The 21,073-nt window shown below is 65.8% G+C and carries 20 protein-coding genes; 13 read left to right on the forward strand and 7 right to left on the reverse strand.

Features of this window, described 5'->3' with window-relative positions; all coding sequences use genetic code 11:
• The first annotated feature begins 137 nt into the window (after nucleotides 1-137).
• The 13 genes from ftsW (at nucleotide 138) to recN (ending at nucleotide 14,425) form a co-directional block, all read left to right on the forward strand.
• Nucleotides 138-1,301: a putative lipid II flippase FtsW gene (gene ftsW, locus ACJJVR_RS11785; protein WP_405404784.1), complete on the forward strand. Its 1,164-nt coding sequence runs from the start codon at nucleotides 138-140 to the stop codon at nucleotides 1,299-1,301.
• Nucleotides 1,301-2,386, forward strand: coding sequence for a UDP-N-acetylglucosamine--N-acetylmuramyl-(pentapeptide) pyrophosphoryl-undecaprenol N-acetylglucosamine transferase (locus tag ACJJVR_RS11790; protein WP_405404786.1), 1,086 nt, complete (start codon nucleotides 1,301-1,303; stop codon nucleotides 2,384-2,386). The genes ftsW and ACJJVR_RS11790 overlap by 1 nt, the downstream gene beginning before the upstream one ends.
• The gene (gene murC, locus ACJJVR_RS11795; RefSeq protein WP_405404787.1) at nucleotides 2,383-3,804 is read left to right on the forward strand and encodes a UDP-N-acetylmuramate--L-alanine ligase; all 1,422 of its coding nucleotides are present in this window, start codon (nucleotides 2,383-2,385) and stop codon (nucleotides 3,802-3,804) included. Before ACJJVR_RS11790 ends, murC begins: the two co-directional genes overlap by 4 nt.
• Nucleotides 3,801-4,103, forward strand: a complete 303-nt coding sequence (locus ACJJVR_RS11800; RefSeq protein WP_405404789.1) for a DUF2484 family protein — start codon at nucleotides 3,801-3,803, stop codon at nucleotides 4,101-4,103. Before murC ends, ACJJVR_RS11800 begins: the two co-directional genes overlap by 4 nt.
• Nucleotides 4,100-4,447 (forward strand): hypothetical protein, encoded by a 348-nt coding sequence (locus ACJJVR_RS11805; protein WP_405404790.1) that lies wholly within the window; start codon nucleotides 4,100-4,102, stop codon nucleotides 4,445-4,447. The genes ACJJVR_RS11800 and ACJJVR_RS11805 overlap by 4 nt, the downstream gene beginning before the upstream one ends.
• Before the next feature lie 45 nt (nucleotides 4,448-4,492).
• Complete coding sequence (murB, locus tag ACJJVR_RS11810; protein ID WP_405404792.1) at nucleotides 4,493-5,428, forward strand: UDP-N-acetylmuramate dehydrogenase; 936 nt, start codon at nucleotides 4,493-4,495, stop codon at nucleotides 5,426-5,428.
• A gap of 192 nt (nucleotides 5,429-5,620) precedes the next feature.
• A complete protein-coding gene (locus ACJJVR_RS11815; RefSeq protein ID WP_405404794.1) occupies nucleotides 5,621-6,511 on the forward strand; it encodes a D-alanine--D-alanine ligase in 891 nt (296 codons plus the stop codon).
• Nucleotides 6,499-7,449 (forward strand): cell division protein FtsQ/DivIB, encoded by a 951-nt coding sequence (locus ACJJVR_RS11820; protein WP_405404797.1) that lies wholly within the window; start codon nucleotides 6,499-6,501, stop codon nucleotides 7,447-7,449. The genes ACJJVR_RS11815 and ACJJVR_RS11820 overlap by 13 nt, the downstream gene beginning before the upstream one ends.
• Before the next feature lie 3 nt (nucleotides 7,450-7,452).
• Nucleotides 7,453-8,787, forward strand: coding sequence for a cell division protein FtsA (ftsA, locus tag ACJJVR_RS11825; protein WP_405404798.1), 1,335 nt, complete (start codon nucleotides 7,453-7,455; stop codon nucleotides 8,785-8,787).
• 222 nt (nucleotides 8,788-9,009) lie between these two features.
• Nucleotides 9,010-10,602 carry a cell division protein FtsZ gene (gene ftsZ / locus ACJJVR_RS11830; RefSeq protein WP_405404799.1) on the forward strand — a complete coding sequence of 531 codons (1,593 nt, stop codon included), beginning with the start codon at nucleotides 9,010-9,012 and terminating at the stop codon, nucleotides 10,600-10,602.
• 228 nt (nucleotides 10,603-10,830) lie between these two features.
• A complete protein-coding gene (gene lpxC / locus ACJJVR_RS11835) occupies nucleotides 10,831-11,766 on the forward strand; it encodes a UDP-3-O-acyl-N-acetylglucosamine deacetylase (protein ID WP_405404849.1) in 936 nt (311 codons plus the stop codon).
• Between the two features lie 135 nt (nucleotides 11,767-11,901).
• Entirely contained in the window at nucleotides 11,902-12,750 is an 849-nt protein-coding gene (locus ACJJVR_RS11840) for an outer membrane protein assembly factor BamD (RefSeq protein WP_405404801.1), read from the forward strand.
• A gap of 28 nt (nucleotides 12,751-12,778) precedes the next feature.
• On the forward strand, nucleotides 12,779-14,425 hold the full coding sequence (recN, locus tag ACJJVR_RS11845) for a DNA repair protein RecN (protein WP_405404802.1): 1,647 nt from the start codon (nucleotides 12,779-12,781) through the stop codon (nucleotides 14,423-14,425).
• Here recN and ACJJVR_RS11850 read toward each other — a convergent pair.
• From ACJJVR_RS11850 to ACJJVR_RS11880, 7 genes are all read right to left on the reverse strand, one after another.
• Nucleotides 14,422-14,757: a hypothetical protein gene (locus ACJJVR_RS11850; protein ID WP_405404803.1), complete on the reverse strand. Its 336-nt coding sequence runs from the start codon at nucleotides 14,755-14,757 to the stop codon at nucleotides 14,422-14,424. The two genes, recN and ACJJVR_RS11850, sit on opposite strands and share 4 nt — an antisense overlap.
• A gap of 89 nt (nucleotides 14,758-14,846) precedes the next feature.
• A complete protein-coding gene (locus tag ACJJVR_RS11855; protein WP_405404805.1) occupies nucleotides 14,847-15,116 on the reverse strand; it encodes a hypothetical protein in 270 nt (89 codons plus the stop codon).
• A gap of 69 nt (nucleotides 15,117-15,185) precedes the next feature.
• Nucleotides 15,186-16,055 carry a 3-hydroxyisobutyrate dehydrogenase gene (gene mmsB / locus ACJJVR_RS11860; RefSeq protein WP_405404807.1) on the reverse strand — a complete coding sequence of 290 codons (870 nt, stop codon included), beginning with the start codon at nucleotides 16,053-16,055 and terminating at the stop codon, nucleotides 15,186-15,188.
• Nucleotides 16,052-17,059, reverse strand: coding sequence for an enoyl-CoA hydratase/isomerase family protein (locus tag ACJJVR_RS11865; protein WP_405404808.1), 1,008 nt, complete (start codon nucleotides 17,057-17,059; stop codon nucleotides 16,052-16,054). Before ACJJVR_RS11865 ends, mmsB begins: the two co-directional genes overlap by 4 nt.
• Nucleotide 17,060: 1 nt before the next feature.
• A complete protein-coding gene (locus ACJJVR_RS11870; protein ID WP_405404810.1) occupies nucleotides 17,061-18,206 on the reverse strand; it encodes an acyl-CoA dehydrogenase family protein in 1,146 nt (381 codons plus the stop codon).
• Between the two features lie 75 nt (nucleotides 18,207-18,281).
• Entirely contained in the window at nucleotides 18,282-19,412 is a 1,131-nt protein-coding gene (locus ACJJVR_RS11875; protein ID WP_405404811.1) for a carboxylate-amine ligase, read from the reverse strand.
• A 102-nt stretch (nucleotides 19,413-19,514) separates the two neighbouring features.
• Complete coding sequence (locus ACJJVR_RS11880) at nucleotides 19,515-21,014, reverse strand: CoA-acylating methylmalonate-semialdehyde dehydrogenase (protein ID WP_405404813.1); 1,500 nt, start codon at nucleotides 21,012-21,014, stop codon at nucleotides 19,515-19,517.
• Between the last annotated feature and the right edge of the window lie 59 nt (nucleotides 21,015-21,073).

Consider the following 21,073-nt stretch of genomic DNA (forward strand, 5'->3'; position numbering starts at 1 on the left):
CGCGCACTGCCTTCACGTTCCGGCATGGCCCCCCGTTCAGGCTCAATCTGTGGTAGCGCGTCTGCGACAATCGCGCTATCCTTGGCGGCAGATCCGGGAAAACCGGACAAGACAGAGGCAGTGACGGCGGTATTCCCATGACCGAGATGGTCTTCGGCACGACGCCCGTTCGGGCGGGCGATCCGATTCTTCCACGCTGGTGGCGGACCCTGGACAAGTGGTCGTTGACCTGTGTCCTTGGCCTGTTCGCCATCGGCCTGTTGCTGGGGCTGGCCGCGTCGGTGCCCCTGGCGGAAAAGAACAACCTGCCGCGGTTCTATTATGTCCAGCGGCAGATGGTGTTCGGGTCGATGGGCCTGTTCGTGATGCTGGTCATCTCGATGCTGAACCCACGCCAGATCCGCCGTATCGGCGTTCTGGGCTTTGCCGTGTCCTTCCTGTTGATCCTGGCGCTGCCGGTCATCGGCACCGATTTCGGCAAGGGCGCGACGCGGTGGCTCTCCCTCGGCTTTGTCTCGATCCAGCCGTCAGAGTTTCTGAAACCGGGCTTCGTGGCGCTTTGTGCATGGTTCATGGCCTCGGCACAGGAACCGGGCGGTCCCCCGGGGCGCGCCTATTCCTTTGGCGCGGCCATGACCATCGTCATCCTGCTGGCATTGCAGCCAGACTTTGGACAGGCATCGCTGGTGCTGTTTTCCTGGCTGGTCATGTACTTCGTCGCCGGATCGCCGGTCATTCTGATTGTGGGTGTCGCGGGGCTGGCCGGCATGGGCGGGTTGTTCGCCTACAACGCCTCGGAACACTTTGCCCGCCGGATCAACAGCTTTCTGTCGTCCGAAATCGACGCCAACACCCAAATCTATTTCGCCACCAACGCCATTCAGGAAGGCCGTTTCTTCGGCGTCGGCGTGGGTGAGGGGACGGTGAAATGGTCGCTGCCGGATGCGCATACCGACTTCATCATCGCCGTCGCGGCCGAAGAGTATGGCTTCATCATGGTGCTGGCCATCATCATTCTGTACATGACCATCGTCATGCGCTCGCTCTTGCGGCTGGTGCGGGAACGCGATCCGTTCGCGCGCATTGCGGGCACGGGGCTGGCCTGCGCCTTTGGCGTTCAGGCGCTGATCAATATGGGCGTCGCGGTGCGTCTGCTGCCCGCCAAGGGGATGACGCTGCCCTTTGTCAGCTATGGCGGCTCGTCGCTGATCGCATCAGGAATCGCGGTCGGCATGCTGCTGGCGTTGACCCGCACCCGCCCACAGGGCGAGTTCGCCGAAATCCTGCGCCGAGGCCGCTGATGACCGCACCCCTTGCACTGATCGCCGCCGGAGGCACCGGCGGCCACATGTTTCCGGCCCAGGCATTGGCCGAACTTCTGCTGGACCGGGGATGGCGGGTCAAGCTGTCCACCGACGACCGCGGCGCGCGCTATGCCGGGGGCTTTCCGGCGGCTGTCGAACGCCAGGTCGTGCGGTCCGCTACCACGGCGCGCGGCGGTCTGTCGGGCAAGCTGGTGGCGCCGTTCACGATCGCTGCAGGGGTCCTGGCTGCCCGCCGGGCCTTCAGGCGCGACCGCCCGTCGGTCGTGATCGGCTTTGGCGGCTATCCGACCATTCCGGCGCTGTCGGCGGCGCATCTGCTGGGCCTGCCGCGGATGATCCACGAACAGAACGGCGTCATGGGTCGTGTCAACCGGCTGTTCGCGGCGCGCGTGCACCGCATCGCCTGCGGCACCTGGCCCACCATCCTGCCGCAGGGCATCGCGGGCCAGCATGTCGGCAACCCGGTCCGCGCCGCCGTGCTGGACCATGCCGCTAGCCCCTATCAGGCGCCGGGTGCGGGTCCACTGAGCATGCTAGTCATCGGCGGCAGCCAAGGCGCGCGCGTCCTGTCACAGGTGGTGCCCGCGGCCATCGCCGCGCTGCCTGTGGAGCTGCGCACGCGCCTGCAGGTCAGCCATCAGGCTCGCCCCGAGGATGCCGACCACGTCACCGCCGCCTATGCCGCAGCCGGCATCGCGGCCGAGGTGCAGCCCTTTTTTACCGACGTCCCGGACCGCATCGACGCCGCCCATCTGGTGGTCAGCCGGTCGGGCGCATCGTCGCTGGCCGACATCACCGTGATTGGTCGCCCGGCGATCCTGATCCCCTTTGCCGCCGCCACCGGCGATCACCAGACCGCGAATGCGCAGGCGCTGGCCGATGCCGGTGCGGCGCATGTCCATCCTGAATCCGTGCTTGACGCGGACAGCCTCACGCGCGACATCCGCGCGATCCTGACGGACCCCGCCCAGGCCACGGCCATGGCGCAGGCGGCCCTGACCTTGGCGCGCCCCGACGCGGCGCGCCGCCTGTACGACCTTGTCGAGGAGATCACCCGATGAACGCAGCGACGAAACTGCCCGGAGAGCTGGGCCCCATCCATTTCGTGGGCATCGGCGGCATCGGCATGTCGGGCATCGCCGAGGTGCTGCTGACCCTGGGCTATCGCGTCCAGGGCAGCGATTCCAAGAAATCCAAGATCACCGACCGGCTGGAGACCCTGGGCGCCACCGTCTTCGAGGGCCAGAGCGCCGAAAACGTGGCCGGCGCAGGCGTCATCGTCATCTCGACCGCGATCAAGAAGGGCAACCCCGAACTGGAAGAGGCCCGCCTGCGCGGCCTGCCCATCGTGCGCCGCGCCGAGATGCTGGCCGAACTGATGCGCCTGAAATCGAACATCGCCATCGCGGGCACGCATGGCAAGACGACGACGACCACGATGGTCGCCACGCTGCTGGACGCGGGTGGGCTGGACCCGACCGTGATCAATGGCGGCGTCATCCACGCCTATGGGTCGAATGCGCGGGCCGGTGCGGGCGAATGGATGGTGGTCGAGGCCGACGAATCCGACGGCAGCTTCAACAGGCTGCCCGCCGACATCGCCATCGTCACCAATATCGACCCCGAGCACATGGAGCATTGGGGCAGCTTTGATGCGCTGCGCCAGGCGTTCACAAAATTCGCGTCGTCGGTGCCGTTCTACGGGCTGGCAGTCTGCTGCACCGACCACCCCGAGGTTCAGGCCCTGGTCGGGCGTCTGACCGATCGGCGCGTGGTGACATTCGGGTTCAATGCGCAGGCCGACGTGCGTGCGGTGAACCTGACCTATGCCAAGGGCATCGCGCATTTCGACATTGCCCTGCAGGGCGAGGCGACCGACGGCCCGATCCCGATGATCGAGGGCTGTACCCTGCCGATGCCGGGCGATCACAACGTGTCGAACTGTCTGGCCGCCGTGGCCGTGGCGCGCCATCTTGGCATCAAGAAATCCGAGATCCGCGAGGCGCTGGCGAAATTCGGCGGCGTGGGCCGCCGCTTTACCCGCGTGGGCGAAATCAACGGCGTGACGATCATCGACGATTACGGCCACCACCCCGTGGAGATCGCCGCCGTCCTGAAGGCCGCGCGTCAGGCCAGCAGCGGCCGCGTCATCGCGGTTCATCAGCCGCACCGTTATTCGCGCCTGTCGAGCCTGTTCGAGGATTTCTGCACCTGCTTCAACGAGGCCGACGTGGTGGCCATCGCCGACGTCTATTCGGCCGGTGAGGAACCCATTCCCGGCGCCTCGCGCGATGATCTGGTGGCCGGGCTGATCGCGCATGGCCACCGCCACGCCCGCGCCATCCTGTCCGAGGATGACCTGGTCCGACTGGTTCGTGAACAGGGGCGGCCCGGCGATATGGTTGTCTGTCTGGGCGCGGGCACGATCTCGACCTGGGCCAACGCGCTGCCGGCGCGATTGCTGGGCGAGGCCGCGTGACAAGAACCCCCGACCCGGCGATCATGCCGCTGCTGGCCCTTGTGGTGGCTGTCGTCTGGCTGGCGCTGTCCTGCCTGACGCCGCGCCTGCAGCGCCGCGGACAGCGCCGTGCCAGTCGGGCGCTGGTGCTGGCCGGGGTGCCTGTTCTGGGGTGGTTGACGCTGGAATGGGGGCCCGGACTGGGTGTCCTGGGCTTTGGCATGGGCCTGCTGATGTTGCTGACCCGCCCGACCGCGCGGCGTCCTGTCCCGCCGGTGCCCGCGTCCGCCCCGATGAACACGCCCGAAGGACAGCGATGAACCCATGGCTTGTTGCGGCCCTGTGCCTGTCCGGCGCCGGTGTCATAGCCTGGGGCAGCGCGCGTCTGAACCTGCGTTGGCCGCTGTTGGTGCTGTCGGCCCTGTTGGCGGCAATCGCAATACAGCTTTTTCTGGCGGCGCAGGGGCAGGGGGGCTTTCACGATCTGGCGGCCGTCGTCGCCCAGAGTTTCACCGTCCTGCCGGCGTTGCTGGGCGCTGTGATGGGCCTGTGCGTGGCACGGGTTCGCGGGCATCACCTGGCGTGGCGCAGCCTACACTTGCTGCTGACGCTGGCCGCAATGGTGACCGCAGGGCTGGCAGTGGCGGCGACGCTGATCCTATAGCCCCGTGGTTGACGGGGGGGGCGCGGCTGGATACCACCCGTCGCCATGAGCATCGACCTTCCCACCCCCCGCGGCAGCCTGATCCCTGACAGAACCCTTGACGGCCTGACGTGGTTGCGTGTCGGCGGCCCTGCCGACTGGCTGTTCCAACCTGCGGACGACGACGACCTGGCCGATTTCCTGTCCGCGCTGGACCCTGCGGTTCCGGTTTTTCCGATGGGCGTTGGCAGCAATCTGATCGTGCGGGACGGTGGTATCCGCGGCGTCGTGATCCGCCTTGGCCGGGCATTCAACAGCGTCGAGATCGACGGGGACACCGCTGTCGCCGGTGCCGCCGCGCTGGATGCGCAGGTGGCCCGACGCGCGGCGGAATCGGGGCTGGACCTGACGTTCTTGCGCACCATTCCCGGCAGTATCGGCGGTGCCGTACGCATGAACGCGGGCTGCTATGGCAGCTATGTGGCCGATCATCTGATCGACGCACAGGCTGTAACGCGGCAGGGGGCGCGTATCACGCTGACGCCGGCCGACCTGCACTTCGGCTATCGCGAGACGCATCTGCCCGCCGATTGGGTCATCACCAGCGCCCGGTTGCGTGCCAGCCGCGGTGACCCCGACCGCCTGCACGCCCGGATGGCTGACCAGCTGGCCCGCCGCGACGAGAGCCAGCCGACACGCGAACGCAGCGCCGGATCGACGTTTCGCAACCCGGCAGGCTTCAGTTCGACGGGTCAGGCGGACGATGTGCACGATCTGAAGGCATGGTCGCTGATCGACCGGGCCGGCCTGCGCGGTCACAGCTGGGGCGGCGCGCAGATGTCCGAAAAGCACCCCAATTTCTTGCTGAACACCGGTGGCGCCACCGCCGCCGAGCTGGAGGCACTGGGCGAACTGGTCCGTCGCCGCGTGCTGGAGGAAAGCGGTCACGACCTGCAATGGGAGGTCATCCGCGTCGGTGAACCCGGTCCCGACGCGGACTGACGCCAGCCCAGCAACATTCCGCGCGCACAGCTGAAATTCAGCTTTTGTGGTTCGCGCTTTGCGCGTATCCTGTGGCGACATGACGCCCCCGTTAAAGGGAGCGCGGACCAGATCAAGCCCGGATCAACCGGGCACGAAAGGCGAAAAGTGGCGGGCAGGTCGAGCAGGACAGTCCACTCGGTCGCTGTTCTGATGGGCGGACCCTCGGCTGAACGCCAGGTGTCGCTGTCGTCGGGGCGCGAATGCGCGGATGCGCTGCGGGTGGCAGGATATCAGGTGACCGAGATCGATCTTGGCACCGCGCGCGGGGACGAGATCGTCCGCCGTCTGGCCGATGCGTCCCCCGATGTCGTGTTCAACGCCCTGCATGGCCGATGGGGAGAGGATGGCTGCGTCCAGGGTCTGCTGGATTGGCTGGACCTGCCTTACACCCATTCGGGCGTGCTGGCATCGGCGCTGGCGATGGACAAGACCCGCGCGAAGCAGGCGTTCCGCACAGCCGGCCTGCCGGTCGTGGAAAGCGTGATCGCCGACGCGGCCGAGGTGCGCCTGCGCCACGTCATTCCGCCCCCCTATGTGGTCAAACCCAATGACGAAGGCTCATCCGTCGGCGTCTATATCGTCCATGACGGCACCGATCAGCCGCCTGCGCTGTCGTCGGACATGCCCGACCGCGTGATGGTCGAGACCTATGCGCCCGGACGCGAGTTGACGACCACGGTGATGGGCGACCGCGCCCTGGACGTGACAGAGATCCTGACCAGTGGCTGGTACGATTACGCCGCGAAATACACCGTGGGCGGGTCGCGCCACGTGATCCCCGCGGACATCCCCGACGACATCCGCGCCGCCTGCCTGGAGATGGCCGTCCGCGCGCATCGCGCGTTGGGGTGTACCGGCCTGACGCGGACCGATTTCCGGTGGGACGAGGCGCGTGGACTTGACGGGTTGATCATCCTGGAGGTGAACACCCAGCCCGGCATGACGCCGACCAGTCTGGCGCCCGAACAGGCGGCCCATGCCGGCATCGACTTTCCCGCGCTGATGCGCTGGATGGTGGAGGACGCGCTGTGCCGGTCGTGATCGATCACCGCCCCGGCAAGCAGATCACGCCACCGCCCGCGCGGCAGCGCCGCGACCCCGCACCATCGCGTCTGAAGTATCGTCTGGAGCGGATGTGGCTGACGCCGCTGTATCGTCGGGTGCTGCGTGTGGGTCTGCCCGCCTTTGCCATCGCGATGGTCGCCGGGCTGTGGCTGGCTGACGAGGATCGGCGCGCGGCCCTAACAGGCACGGTCGCCAGCGCGGTGACCAAGGTACAAAGCCGCGACGAATTTCAGGTCCGCATCATGACGATCGAGGGTGCGACCCCGGTGGTCGACCGCGCGCTGCGGGCGATGCTGCCGGTGGACCTGCCGGCATCCAGCTTTGACATCGACCTTGCGGCGCTGCGCCTGCAGGTTTTGCAATTGGATGCGGTCGAATCCATCGATCTGCGGATCAAACCGGGCGGCATCCTGTCGGCGGTGGTCACAGAGCGCGAACCGGCGATCCTGTGGCGGCACGCGCGTGGCATCGACATGCTGGATCAGGGCGGTCACCGCGTGGCCAGCCTGACCTCTCGCGAAGTGCGCTCCGACCTGCCGCTGATCACCGGAGAGGGTGCCGATCTGGCCACGACCGAGGCGCTGGCGCTGTTCGACGCGGCCGGCCCGATCCTGCCGCGCGTGAGGGGCCTCGTGCGGCGCGGCGAACGGCGGTGGGACCTGGTGTTGGATCACGGCCAGCGCATCCTGTTGCCCGAAACCGGTGCGGTGATCGCGCTGGAGGCCGCCATCGCGATGGACCGGGCCGAGGACATGCTGGGCCGCGACATCGACATCGTCGATCTGCGCGACCCGACGCGGCCGGTCCTGCGGTTGGGGATCGACGCGCGCAACACGATCCGGACGGCGCGCGACCTGCCGCTGCTGGCACCCGATGGCAGCGTGCTGCCCGATGACGACAAGACGGAGGGCTGAGGAATGGCGGACTTGTATCAGACGCAGCGCGCGATGCGAAACATCCGCCGGGCGGCCCTGCAGCGGGGCGTGATCGGCATCCTGGACATCGGCACGTCCAAGATCGCCTGTCTGGTCCTGCGGATCGACGGCAACGGCACATTCCGCGAGACGGACGGCGTCGGCCCCATGGCGGGGCAGGTGAATTTCCGCGTGATCGGCGCGGCCTCGACCCGGTCACGCGGCATGCGCCGCGGCGAGATCGAGACGATGGCGGAAACCGAACGCGCCATCCGCACCGTGGTCGCCGCCGCGCAAAAGGTGGCGGGCGTGCGCGTCGATCACGTCATCGCCTGCCTGTCGGGCGGGCGCCCCGCGTCCTATGGCCTGGCCGGAGAGATCGTGCTGGAATCGGGCAAGGTCGGCGAACATGACGTGGCATCGGTGCTGGCCGCCTGCGATGCCCCCGATTTCGGCCGCGGCCGCGAGGTCCTGCATGCGCAGCCGGTGAATTTCGCCGTCGACAACCGCAGCAACCTGGCCGATCCACGCGATCATCTGGGCAACAAGCTGTTCTGCGACATGCATGTTCTGACGGTCGACGGCGATTGCGTCGGCAACCTGGTGCAATGCATCCGGCGGTGCGATCTGGAGCTGGCGGGGATCGCGTCCGCACCCTATGCCTCGGCGCGTGCATCGCTGGTCGAGGACGAACAGGAGCTGGGCGCGGCCTGCGTCGATTTCGGGGGCGGTGGCACCGGTGTGTCGATCTTTGTCAAAAAGCATATGATCTTTTCGGATCACGTGCTGATCGGCGGCAACCTGATCACCCAGGACATCGCGCAAGGGTTGCGCGTCACCCTGCCGATTGCAGAGCGACTGAAGACACTCAATGGCGGCGTCGAGGCGACGGGCCGCGACGACCGCGACATGATCGAGGTCGGCGGCGAGACCGGCGACTGGGAGGCGGATCGCCGTCAGGTCAGCCGCGCCGACGTGATCGGCGTCATGCGCCCCCGCGTCGAAGAGATCCTGGAGCATGTCCGCGAAGTGCTGGACGCCGCGGGGTTCGATTGGATGCCCAGCCAGCAGATCGTGCTGACCGGTGGTGGCAGCCAGATCCCCGGCCTAGATGGCTTGGCGACGCGTATCCTTGGGCCGAATGTCCGCTGTGGCAGGCCGCTGCGCATCGACGGGCTGGCCCATCAGCTGACCGATCCCAGCTTTTCCAGCGCGGTCGGGCTGGCCCTGTTCGCGGCCCATCCGCAGGATGAGTGGTGGGATTTCGAGATGCCCGCCGACCGTTATTCCGCCCGCAGCCTGCGGCGCGCCTATCGCTGGTTCAAGAACAACTGGTGATTGCGACAGCTTGGTCCTGTGCCATGGTAGGGGGATCCCCACCATATTCAGAGGACATGGCAAGATGCCGCCTATTTCAAGGGATGCACCGCCAGATTTTGCAGAACGCCCGGCTTTTTCGGGTGACGGAACTGGCGCGAATTGTTACGGTAACCATCAAGAAATGGGATTCGAGCGGCACACCCGCCTCCCCAATGCAAGCAGCGGTAACAGGCGGACACCATGAACCTCAATCTGATGATGAATGACGAAGAAGAGCTGAAGCCGCGCATCACCGTCTTCGGTGTCGGTGGTGCGGGTGGCAATGCCGTCAACAACATGATTCAGAAACAGCTCGACGGGGTCGAGTTCGTGGTGGCCAACACCGACGCGCAGGCGTTGCAGCAGTCCAGCGCAACGTCGCGTATCCAGATGGGCCCCAAGGTCACCGAAGGGTTGGGCGCGGGTGCCAAGCCGACAATCGGTGCCAAAGCCGCCGAGGAGACGATCGAGGATATCGTCGATCACCTGATGGGCGCGCATATGTGTTTCATCACCGCCGGAATGGGCGGCGGTACCGGTACCGGCGCCGCGCCGATTATCGCGCAGGCGGCGCGCGAGATGGGTATTCTGACCGTCGGTGTCGTGACCAAGCCGTTCCAGTTCGAGGGCACCAAGCGGATGCGCCAGGCCGAGGAGGGCGTCGAGGCCCTGCAGAAGGTCGTGGACACGCTGATCATCATTCCCAACCAGAACCTGTTCCGTCTGGCCAACGAAAAAACCACGTTCACCGAGGCCTTTGCGATGGCCGATGACGTGCTGTACCAGGGCGTCAAGGGTGTGACCGACCTGATGGTTCGGCCTGGCCTGATCAACCTGGACTTTGCCGACGTGCGCGCCGTGATGGACGAGATGGGCAAGGCGATGATGGGTACCGGCGAAGCCTCCGGCGAGAACCGCGCCCAGGAGGCCGCCGAACGCGCCATCGCCAACCCGCTACTGGACGAGATCAGCCTGAATGGCGCCCGCGGCGTGCTGATCAACATTACCGGCGGCTATGACATGACCCTGTTCGAGCTGGACGAGGCTGCCAATGTCATCCGCGACAAGGTCGACAGCGATGCAAACATTATTGTCGGTTCGACGCTGGACCCGGACATGGACGGAGCGATCCGCGTGTCGGTCGTGGCGACCGGTATCGACGCCGCCGCCGCAGTGGCCGAAGTTCCCTCGCCCCGCCGCAGCATGGCTGCGCCGTTGACGCAGAACCCGCAGGTCGCAGCAACGGCCGATGAACAGCCGGCGATCCCGTCGCGTCGCGTGGCGCCCCCGGTCGCCAGTGCCGCCGAAACGCCGCGCAGCGAGGCGCCCCGCCACGAGACGCGTGCGGATGAGGACATGCCGCAGCCTGCGTACCAGCCCAAAGACAACGCTCGTCAGACCGCTGTCCGGATCGAAGACGACGCATCGGCATTTGTCGCGCCCCGTGCGCCGCAATCCCCGCGCGCCGGGCAACCTGCGCCCGAAGTGATGGATCGCCTGCGTCGGGCCGTGGACAACCACGGTCGCGCGCCTGCGCAGCCGCAGCAACAGCCCGCCCAGGGTGCCAACAGCCGGATGAGCGGCCTTGGCCGGATGTTGGAGCGCATGGCAGGCCACGGCAACGATCAGCCGGGCGCCGGCAAACCGGCCGCTTCGTCGATCGCAGAGCGTGTGAACGAGCGTGTCGCGGTGCGTGCGCGTCAGGACACGGATTTTGACGATCTGGCCAGCCCGGATACCAGCGGCAAGGATAATGTCGAAATTCCGGCTTTCCTGCGCCGTCAGGCTAACTGACCAGCATCACAAAACCGACACATCCACAGGTTGAGGGGTCGCTGCGAGGCGGCCCTTTTTCGTTTTTAAACAAGCATCTTATCCAGATTTTCTGTGTGTTCCGGCGACGGCATGCGTGAATGTTTCACCCCGTTACAAAACGTTAATTGAATGCGTTTGACGCCGGACCTAGCTGGAGTGACAGACGAGGCAACATCGCCTCGCGACGAATCCGAAGGCAGGCAGACCATGCAGGCGACGCTGAAAGACACCGTGATACTTCAGGGCGTTGGGCTTCACTCCGGTGCGCCTGCGCGTCTGGTCATGCATCCCGCACAGCCCGGCCACGGTATCGTTTTCCGTCGGACAGATTTGTCACCTGCGGTCGACATCCCCGCGCTGTGGGATCACGTGACCCCATCCAAGCTGTGCACCTTGCTGGATAACGGCAAAGGCGTAACCCTGTCGACTGTCGAGCATGTGATGGCCGCACTGGCAGGCACTGGCATCCACAATGCGCTGATCACCGTCGACGGCCCGGAAATTCCGATTCTGGACGGTTCTGCCGCGCCGTTCGTCGATGCGATTCTGGATACCGGCATTGCCCGCCAGGCCGTCGCATTGCGCGCGATCCGTGTCCTTCGCACGGTCGAGGTGCGCGAGGGTGAGGCTTATGCACGCCTGTCGCCTGCCGATCACCTTGAGATCGACTTCGAGATCGATTTCACGGACGCCGCGATCGGTCATCAGGAAAAGCGTCTGGACATGGCCAACGGCGCGTTCTTGCGCGAACTGGCCGACAGCCGCACCTTTTGCCGCGCATCCGACGTCGAGGCGATGCGTCGCAACGGTCTGGCCCTTGGGGGCACCTATCTGAACGCTGTGGTGGTCGATGGCGGCCGCGTGCTGTCGCCGGGTGGCCTGCGCCACGCGGACGAGGCCGTGCGCCACAAGATGCTGGACGCCACCGGCGATCTGGCGCTGGCTGGTGCGCCACTGCTGGCGCGCTATACCGGGCATCGTGCGGGCCATGCGATGACGAACCGCCTGTTGCGGGCGCTGTTTGCAGACCCAACCGCATGGACGTGGGAGCGGTGCACCCCAGAGCTGGAAAACCGTCTTCCGGGTGCAGGGGTCGCCAACTATGCGCGTCCTGAACTTGCGGCATCTTTTGCTGCCGAGTGACAACGCGCGACACCGGGTTCTTGGCCGAAATCGACGGATTGCCATTTTGCGCCCCCTGATGTTCTGTGCTAGAGGAACCCGGCAGCGCCGCCCGCAAGCGGACAGCGCATCGACAAATCGTAGGGCAGGATAAAGATGGCGGGCTCGAAAATCTCGGCTTCGGTGGTGGCTGCGGTGCTGGCGGGTTTTGTCCTGACCGGCTGCGGCGGCAACCGGAACGCGGCGCAACAGCAGAATCTGGACCGCTATACCGCCGATGAAATCTACAAGCGTGGGGAATTCGAGCTTGAGAACAGCGGCGATCCCGAGGATGCGGTCGTCTATTTCAGCGAAATCGAGCGGCTGTACCCTTATTCCGAATGGGCCAAGCGTGCGTTGATCATGCAGGCTTATGGCAACCACAAAGCGGGCAATTACGAAGAAGCGCGCGGGGCCGCGCAGCGGTTTCTGGACACTTATCCGACGGACGAGGACGCGGCCTATGCGCAGTACCTGTTGGCGTTGTCCTACTATGATCAGATCGACGACGTGGGCCGTGACCAGGGCCTGACGTTCCAGGCGCTGCAGGGCCTGCGGACAGTGATCGAGCAGTATCCCGACAGCGAATATGCCCGCAGTTCGATCCTGAAATTTGACCTGGCCTTTGATCATCTGGCCGCAAAAGAGATGGAGATCGGGCGTTATTACCTGAAACAGGGTCATTACGTCGCATCCGTGAACCGCTTTCGTGTCGTCGTCGAGGAATTCCAGACCACCACCCAGACACCCGAGGCTTTGCTGCGGCTTGTCGAGGCGTATCTGGCCCTTGGCCTGTTGGACGAGGCGCAGACCGCAGGTGCGATCCTGGGTCACAACTTCCAGTCCTCGCCTTTTTATGATGATGCGTTCCGGCAATTGCGCGGCCGTGGTCTGTCGGCCGAGGTGCAGGGTGACAGCTGGCTGACCAACGTCTATCGCCAGACCATTCAGGGACGTTGGCTGTAATGCTGGTCGCGCGCAGGGGTCTTGGCCCATGCTGAGATCGCTGGACATCCGCGACATGCTGCTGATCGACCGGCTGGCCCTGTCGTTCGGCCCCGGTCTGAACGTGCTGACGGGCGAAACCGGGGCAGGCAAATCGATCCTGCTGGACTGCTTGGGTTTCGTTCTGGGATGGCGCAGCCGCGCCGAACTGGTCCGCCAAGGTGCTGCGCAGGGCGAGGTTCAGGCTGTGTTCGACCTGCCGGCGTCACACCCCGCACGCGCCCTGCTGGCCGAGGCGGGGATCACCATCGACGACGACGAACTGATCCTGCGCCGGGTCAACGGGTTGGAAGGTCGCAAGACCGGCTGGGTGAACGACCGGCGCGTCTCGGGCGAGGTGCTACGAAATCTGTCCGAGGTTCTGGTCGAACTGCACGGACAGCATGACGACCGCGGGTTGCTGAACCCGCGCGGTCACCGCACTCTGCTGGACGCGTTCGGCGCGATGGACATGACGGCGGTCCGCCGGACATGGGCCGCCCGGCGTGAGGCCGCTCGCGCGCTAGCCGATGCCGAAACCGCAGTGGCTGCCGCTCGCCAGGAGGAGGAGTTCCTGCGCCACGCCGTGGCCGAACTGGACAAGCTGGCCCCCGAGCCCGGCGAAGAACAGCGCCTGGACGTTGCCCGGCGTGCCATGCAGGGTGCCGAGCGTATCCGCGATGATGTGGCCCGTGCCCTGCAGATGCTGGCCGGAGATGGCGCCGAAGGCGCTATGGTCGATGCCGCGCGCTGGCTGGAGGGCGCGTCCGAGCAGGCCGACGGTCGCCTTGACGCACCGCTGGCCGCGCTGTCGCGTGCGCTGATCGAACTGGGAGAGGCAACCCGAGGGGTCGAGGACACCCTTGCCGCGCTGGATTTCGACCCCCACGCGCTGGAATCGACCGAGGAACGGCTGTTCGCGCTGCGGGCGCTGGCGCGCAAGCATGACATCCTGCCCGATGAGCTTGCGGGTTTGGCCCAGCAGTTGCGCGACCGACTGGAGCGTCTGGACGCAAGCGAGGCGCGGATGGGAGACCTGCGCCGCGCTGCGCGTGACGCTGAAACGGCATATGACACCGCTGCGGCCGCCCTGACAACCGCCCGGACCATGGCCGCGGGTCGGCTGGATCAGGCCGTGACCGCCGAACTGGTCCCCCTCAAAATGGAGCGCGCGGTGTTCCGCACCGTGGTGTCCCCCGCAGATCCCGGCCCGGATGGCTGTGACACGGTCGCCTTTACCGTGGCCACCAACCCCGGCGCGCCGTCCGGCCCCTTGGACAAGATCGCCTCGGGGGGGGAACTGTCCCGGTTCCTGCTGGCGCTCAAGGTCTGTCTGGCGCGCGGCAACGACGTTCTGGTGATGATCTTTGACGAAATCGATCGCGGTGTGGGCGGAGCCACCGCAGATGCGGTCGGACGTCGGCTGCAGAACCTGGCTGATGGCGCGCAAGTCCTGGTCATCACCCATTCGCCACAGGTTGCGGCCTTGGGTGCGGTTCATTTCCGGGTATCGAAATCGGTGACGGACGGCATGACGACGTCGACAGTGACATCCTTGCCTCAGGACGCGCGCGTGGCCGAAATTGCGCGCATGCTGTCCGGCGACCGCGTCACGGATGCCGCAACCGAGGCCGCACGCGCCTTGCTGGACGGCTAGTCCAGAATTCGTGGCGCAGGGCGCAGCACGGACAGGATATGCCCGTCCACCGCATCTATCCTGACCAGATGGCCGCCGACCACCGCGTATCCATACCCATTCGCCGGTTGGGACAGGCCGTAACGCCCCGGCATCGTAATGTGATGAATCTCATCTTCTGGCATGTCCATGCCGACTGTGGGAGTGGGCTGTGACAGGTCCGAACAGGTCGGGTTGCAGCCGGAAATGACCGTCAATCCGCGCACCTGCGGCGTGTTCGGAGCTGTCAGGGCGGCGAGGCCGAGCATCACGCCCGCCGCCGCAGCGGCAATGGGGTGCAGCGGCGTCATCATATCCTCGGATCAGTTGCACAGAGGCAACCCGGGATGTGACAGAGGGTTCCGCCGCCACGACACATGGCCGATATGGCGATGCAACAATGCTACGGTCGGTCGGGCAGGGGGCGCAGAACGGACAGGATCTTGCCGCTGTCGATATGAACGCGGACCAGGTAACCCGACACCACCGCATACACGCTGCCCGGAAGGTCGGGCCCAAGCCCAACGATACCGGGGTTGGCAATCCGTCGGATCTGGTCCGGTTCCGGAACATCGCCGACGGGCGGGGGTTGCTGCGCGGCCACGCCCTGCGGACCCATTCCGCATACGCCGATCATGAGGGCGGTCGACAGGCACCGCAGGGTCCGTTCCATCGTGGCTGCACCTCATTCGCCGGTTTGCCACGACATTTCATCACGACAGGGCTTAAGATTTCGTTTCAATCAGCCGTTGCGCGCCGTGAACCGGGGAAGCATTGCCGAAAAATCCCGGCCACGCCCGTCTTCGCGGGTGACAAAATCATCGTAGTGCCGATGCGCAAGCGCCCCCATCGGTGTTTGCGCCCCCACCGATTCGGCCGCCTGCTGGGACAGGCCCAGATCCTTGAGCATCAGTTCCGCGGCAAATCCGGGTGCGTAACCACTGTCCGCCGGGCTGACCGGACCGACGCCCGGCGCCGGGCAATAGGCGTTCATCGACCAGCTGTAACCCGAACTGGTCGACACGACATCGAACATCTTCTGTCGGTCCAGCCCCAGCTTGTCGGCCAGCGCAAAGGCCTCGCAGGTGGCAATCATGGTGACGCCCAGGATCATGTTGTTGCAGATCTTGGCCGCCTGTCCGGCACCGCTGTCGCCGCAATGGACGGCCTTTTGGCCCATCACTGAAAACAGCGGCTGGACGGTGGCGAAATCGGCCTCGCTTCCGCCGACCATAAAGGTCAGCGTCCCGGCCTGCGCGCCACCGGTGCCACCCGACACCGGCGCATCCAGCGCGCCCAGCCCGGCGGCGTCTGCGGCGTCGGCCACTGCCCGCGCGCTGTCCACGTCGACGGTCGAACAGTCGCACAGCACCGCGCCACCGCGCATGGCGGGGATGATCTGATCGGCCACGGCACGCAGGATCTGACCGTTTGGCAACATGGTGATGACGACATCGGCGCCCGCCACCGCCTCTGCCGCGCTGGTTGCCGGCGTCACCCCGGCAGGCGCGGGTGCAGCCGTGTCAAAGCCCGTGACCTGATGGCCTGCAACGGCCAGGTTGGCGGCCATGGGCGCGCCCATGTTGCCCAATCCGATGAAACCGATCCTCATTCCGCACTCTCCCACTGCAGTTCGTCATCCCCAAGCGGGGCCAGCATGGCGTTCAGCTTGTCCTCGGAGGCATCGCTGTGCCACGCGGGTTTGCGGTCCTTGTCGATGATCTGGGCCCGCACGCCCTCCAGGAAATCGCTGTCAGCGGTGGCGCGGGCGGTAAACCGGTATTCCCGCGACAGGGACTGCTGCATGCGGTCGTCACTGCGGGCCGCCCGAACCATCGCCAGGCCCGCCGCCATCGACAGTGGAGAGTTGCGCCGCAGCGCATCCAGCGCGTCGGTATCGCCCTGCTGTTCCAAAGCCGCGATGATGTCAGGCACATTGCGGCCACCGAATGCGGACAGATCGCGCCGGTCCAGGGTCGCAGCCGGGGCAGGGTGACCACGCAACGACATCGCATCACCGCTGACCTCCAGCATGGCGATCAGGCCCGGCCAGTCGGCCTCAGGGATGTACAGATCGGCAAAGTCTGCATGGATCGCGTCGCCCGCCGCCATCCGTGCGCCGGTCAGGGCCAGGTATTCACCGATCCGGCCCGGCGAGCGGCCCAGCAACCATGTGCCGCCCACGTCGGGGATCAGGCCGATGCCGCTTTCAGGCATGGCGATGCGGGTCGTGTCGCCGACGATCCGGTGGCTGGCGTGCCCGCCCACCCCTACGCCACCGCCCATGACAAACCCCTGCATGAAGGCCACGATGGGTTTGGGGAAATCGGCAATGGCGGCGTTCATGCGGTATTCGTCGCGGAAAAAGTCGCGCCCGACCCGGTGATTGCCTGCGATACCAGCGTGATAGACCGCAGCGATATCGCCGCCGGCGCAAAAGGCGCGGTCGCCGTCGGCATCGATGATCACCAACGCGATCGTGGGATCGTCGTGCCATGTGTCCAGCGTGTCGTGGATGGCGCGGGCCATGTCATGTGTCAGGGCGTTCAGCGCCTTGGGGCGGGTCAGGGTGATGCGTCCGGCGCGGCCGGTGGTGCGTATGTTCAGGTCGTTCATGTCAGGGCCTTTCCGCCAACAGGGTGCGGCTGATGATCAGGCGCATGATCTCATTCGTGCCCTCCAGGATCTGGTGCACGCGCAGGTCGCGAACGATCTTTTCGATCCCGTAATCGGCCAGATAGCCATAGCCACCATGCAGCTGCAGGCACTGGTTGGCCACATCAAAGGCGCGGTCGGTGACATACAGCTTGGCCATCGCGCAGAACTTGGTCGCGTCGGGTGCGGCATGGTCCAGCTTCCACGCCGCCTGTCGGAGAAAGATGCGGGCCGATTGCAGGGCGGTTTCCATGTCGGCCAGACGGAACTGCAGGGCCTGGAACTGGTCCAGCGATTTGCCGAATGCGCGGCGGTCGGACATGTAGGCCAACGTGCGGTCCAGCGCCGATTGCGCCCCGCCCAGGGCGGCGGCGGCGATGTTCAGGCGCCCCCCGTCCAGTCCCGCCATGGCATAGGTGAAACCGCGGCCTTCCTCGCCCAGCAGGTTGTCCTCGGGCAGGATGCAATCGTCGAACTGGACCTGGGTGGTGGGCTGGGAACGCCAGCCCATCTTGTCCTCCGGCCCGCCAAAGGACAGGCCGGGGGTGCCGTTTTCCACGATGACGGTACTGATGCCCTTGGGGCCGTCGGCGCCGCTGCGGACCATCGCGACATAGACGTCACTGTAGCCGCCGCCGCTGATAAAGGCCTTGGTGCCGTTCAGGCGCCAGCCCCGATCATCGCGGTCGGCGCGGGTGCGCAGGGCGGCGGCGTCGGATCCGGACCCCGGTTCGGTCAGGCAATAGCTGAAGATGCGGGTCATCGCGCACAGGTCGGGCAGCCATCGTTCGCGGGCTTGATCGTCGCCGAACCTGTCGATCATGCCGCCGCACATGTTGTGGATCGACAGAAAGGACGCGACCGAGGGGCAGGCCATCGACAGCGCCTCAAAGACCAGCGTGCCGTCCAGCCGCGACAGGCCTGTGCCGCCGTGATCTTCACGGACAAAGATGCCGCCCAGACCCAGGGCCGCCACGTCTGGCCACAGGTCGCGCGGAATGGTCCCTTGGCGTTCCCAAGCCTGCGCATGGGGCGCGATGCGGTCGGCCCCGAAATCGCGTGCCATGCCAAAGATGGCCTGCTGTTCCTCGGTCAGTGCGAAATCCATCGGCAGCCCCTCCCCGGACCGTGCTGAATTGAGCAGGCGTTTAATTGACAGATGTTGCGACAGTGTTGCAAGCGGTCACAGGTCGCGGGTGAACTCCTGCGTCAGGTGGCGGGTGACGGCCCGCAGGGCGTGGTCATTGTCGGCGCCTGCATGACGGGCGCGGGCATGGACGGCGCGCTGTGTCTCGGACGAAGTGCCGTGGGACACCATCTCGCGCAGGCGCGCGACATGGGGCTGACAGTCCAACGCGTCGGCGTCCTGTGCGATCAGGCCCAACCAGTCGTCAGCGATCTGGTCGAACGGAATGATCCGGCCCGCGCCGAAATCGATCAGCCCTTCGGTTGTGCCATAGCGCAGCGCGCGCCAGCGGTTCTCGGCCAGCAGGAATGGCTCGTATTGCCGCCAGCGCTGGTTGCTGCGCGACAGGCGCCACAGCATGCGCAGCGTGGTCTGAATCAGGGCGGCCAAGGTCAACGCATCCTCGATCCGCGGGCAGGCGTCGCAGATGCGCGTTTCCAGGGTGGGATATTTGCCGCTGGGGCGCAGATCCCACCAGATCTTGCTGCTGTCTTCGATGATGCCCAGGTCGGTCAGTGCCCGGACCGAGCGTTCGAATTCGTCCCAGCTGCCCATTTGGGGGGGCAGGCCGGTGCGGGGCATGTCGCCAAAGACCGTGGTGCGATAGGACGCAAGGCCGGTATCCTCGCCCAGCCAGAAGGGGCTGGAGGCGGACAGGGCCAGCAAATGCGGCAGGAAATAGGCCAGCTGGTTCATCAGGTCGATGCGCTGCGCAGGATCGGGGATACCGACGTGGACATGCATGCCACAGATCAGCATGCGCCGTGCCACGCCGCCCATGTCGCGCGACAGCTGATGATAGCGGTCCTTGTCGGTGTGATCCTGATCGCGCCAGTCGGCAAAGGGGTGGCACGAGGCCGAGATGGGGGCCAGCCCGTGTTCGGCGGCGCGCCGGGCGACGGTGCCGCGCAGGTTGCGCAGGTGGTCGCCCGCGGTGCGGATGTCGGCGCTGACAGGGGTGCCGATCTCGACCTGACAGCGCAGGAATTCGGGGCTGACCTGATCGCCCAGATCGGCCTTGAGCGCATCCATCAGGGCGTCGGGCGCCGTGGCCAGCTGCAGGGTTTCGGCATCGACGAGAAGATATTCCTCTTCGATGCCCAAGGTGAAGTCGGGATCAGTCGTCATGGGCCCGTCCTGATTGCCACGACGCGCCGGCTTTGCGTCCCGCGACGTGCCGGGGGGCTGGCTGCCCCCCGGCACGTCGCGGCGTTGCGTGCCGTTTCGGCGTCAGTCCATGGCCTTGAAGTTGAACTCTCCGCCTTCTTTGATCCCGGACGGCCAGCGTGCCGTCACGGTCTTGGTCCGCGTATAGAAGCGGAACGCGTCAGGGCCGTGCTGGTTCAGGTCGCCGAAACCCGATTTCTTCCAGCCACCGAAGGTGTGGTAGGCCAGCGGCACCGGGATCGGCACGTTGATGCCCACCATGCCGATATTGATGCGGTTCGCGAAATCGCGCGCCGTGTCGCCGTCACGGGTATAGATCGCCGTGCCGTTGCCGTATTCGTGGTCCATTGCCAGCTTGATCGCGTCCTCATAGGTGGCGGCGCGCACCGTGGACAGGACGGGGCCAAAGATCTCGGTCTTGTAGATGTCCATGTCGGGGGTCACGCGGTCGAAGAGATGCGGACCGACAAAAAAGCCATCCTCGTATCCCTGCAGGTTGAAATCGCGGCTGTCCACGACCAGATCCGCGCCCTGATCGACGCCAGTCTGGATCAGGCGCAGGATGTTTTCCTTGGCGGCCTTGGTCACGACCGGACCGTAATCGATGTCGTTGCCGGCGGTCCAGGGACCGACCTTGAGTTTTTCGATCCGCGGGATCAGCTTTTCTATCAGCGCATCGGCGGTCTTGTCGCCCACCGGCACGGCCACCGAGATCGCCATGCAGCGTTCGCCTGCGGCCCCGAAACCGGCACCGACCAACGCATCGGCAGCCTGATCCAGATCGGCGTCGGGCATGATGATCATGTGGTTCTTGGCACCACCAAAACACTGCGCGCGCTTGCCGGTCGCGGCGGCGCGTTCATAGATATACTGCGCAATGGGGGTAGAGCCGACAAAGCCCACGGCCTGGATCACCTCGCTGTCCAGGATCGCATCGACCGATTCCTTGTCTCCGTTCACCACCTGCAGCACGCCGTCGGGCAGGCCGGCCTCTTGCAGCAGCTTGGCCAGCATCAGCGGAACGGAGGGGTCACGCTCGGACGGTTTCAGGATCATCGCGTTGCCGGCGGACAGGGCGGGGCCCATCTTCCACAGCGGGATCATCGCCGGAAAATTGAAGGGCGTGATGCCCGCGACCACGCCCAGGGGCTGACGCATGGAATACATGTCGATGCCGGGGCCGGCGCTGTCAGTGAATTCGCCCTTCAGCAGCTGGGGTGCGCCGATGCAGAACTCGATCACCTCCAACCCACGCTGGATGTCGCCCTTGGCGTCGGGAAAGGTCTTGCCGTGTTCGGACGACAATGCCTCGGCCAGCTTGTCCATGTCGCGATTGATTAGGCCGACGAATGCCATCATCACGCGGGCGCGGCGCTGTGGATTGGTGGAGCCCCATGCGATCTGGGCCTTGGCGGCACGGGCGATGGCGTCGTCCATCTCGGTCTTGGTGATCAGCGACAGGCGGGCCTGAACCTCGCCCGTGGCGGGGTTGAAGACATCGGAAAACCGGCCCGAAGTGCCTTTGTATTCCTTGCCGTCGATCCAGTGATGTATCTCTTTCATCGCGTCCTCCTGCAACTGTAGCGGCAGCCTAGTCTTGCGGAATTGCGGAGGAAAGGGGA

It is taken from the genome of Paracoccus sp. Ld10 (assembly GCF_045064235.1).
Taxonomy (GTDB): domain Bacteria; phylum Pseudomonadota; class Alphaproteobacteria; order Rhodobacterales; family Rhodobacteraceae; genus Paracoccus.

Excerpts from the sequence above, each read along its gene's own strand:
- ACJJVR_RS11855 (WP_405404805.1), bottom strand. The coding sequence starts at position 15,116 with ATGGAACGGACCCTGCGGTGCCTGTCGACCGCCCTCATGATCGGCGTA.
- ftsZ (WP_405404799.1), top strand. The coding sequence starts at position 9,010 with ATGAACCTCAATCTGATGATGAATGACGAAGAAGAGCTGAAGCCGCGC.
- ACJJVR_RS11875 (WP_405404811.1), bottom strand. The coding sequence starts at position 19,412 with ATGACGACTGATCCCGACTTCACCTTGGGCATCGAAGAGGAATATCTT.
- ACJJVR_RS11840 (WP_405404801.1), top strand. The coding sequence starts at position 11,902 with ATGGCGGGCTCGAAAATCTCGGCTTCGGTGGTGGCTGCGGTGCTGGCG.
- ACJJVR_RS11880 (WP_405404813.1), bottom strand. The coding sequence starts at position 21,014 with ATGAAAGAGATACATCACTGGATCGACGGCAAGGAATACAAAGGCACT.
- recN (WP_405404802.1), top strand. The coding sequence starts at position 12,779 with ATGCTGAGATCGCTGGACATCCGCGACATGCTGCTGATCGACCGGCTG.
- ACJJVR_RS11815 (WP_405404794.1), top strand. The coding sequence starts at position 5,621 with ATGGGCGGACCCTCGGCTGAACGCCAGGTGTCGCTGTCGTCGGGGCGC.
- ACJJVR_RS11805 (WP_405404790.1), top strand. The coding sequence starts at position 4,100 with ATGAACCCATGGCTTGTTGCGGCCCTGTGCCTGTCCGGCGCCGGTGTC.
- ftsW (WP_405404784.1), top strand. The coding sequence starts at position 138 with ATGACCGAGATGGTCTTCGGCACGACGCCCGTTCGGGCGGGCGATCCG.
- murB (WP_405404792.1), top strand. The coding sequence starts at position 4,493 with ATGAGCATCGACCTTCCCACCCCCCGCGGCAGCCTGATCCCTGACAGA.
- ACJJVR_RS11865 (WP_405404808.1), bottom strand. The coding sequence starts at position 17,059 with ATGAACGACCTGAACATACGCACCACCGGCCGCGCCGGACGCATCACC.
- murC (WP_405404787.1), top strand. The coding sequence starts at position 2,383 with ATGAACGCAGCGACGAAACTGCCCGGAGAGCTGGGCCCCATCCATTTC.
- ACJJVR_RS11870 (WP_405404810.1), bottom strand. The coding sequence starts at position 18,206 with ATGGATTTCGCACTGACCGAGGAACAGCAGGCCATCTTTGGCATGGCA.
- ACJJVR_RS11790 (WP_405404786.1), top strand. The coding sequence starts at position 1,301 with ATGACCGCACCCCTTGCACTGATCGCCGCCGGAGGCACCGGCGGCCAC.
- ftsA (WP_405404798.1), top strand. The coding sequence starts at position 7,453 with ATGGCGGACTTGTATCAGACGCAGCGCGCGATGCGAAACATCCGCCGG.
- ACJJVR_RS11850 (WP_405404803.1), bottom strand. The coding sequence starts at position 14,757 with ATGATGACGCCGCTGCACCCCATTGCCGCTGCGGCGGCGGGCGTGATG.
- lpxC (WP_405404849.1), top strand. The coding sequence starts at position 10,831 with ATGCAGGCGACGCTGAAAGACACCGTGATACTTCAGGGCGTTGGGCTT.
- mmsB (WP_405404807.1), bottom strand. The coding sequence starts at position 16,055 with ATGAGGATCGGTTTCATCGGATTGGGCAACATGGGCGCGCCCATGGCC.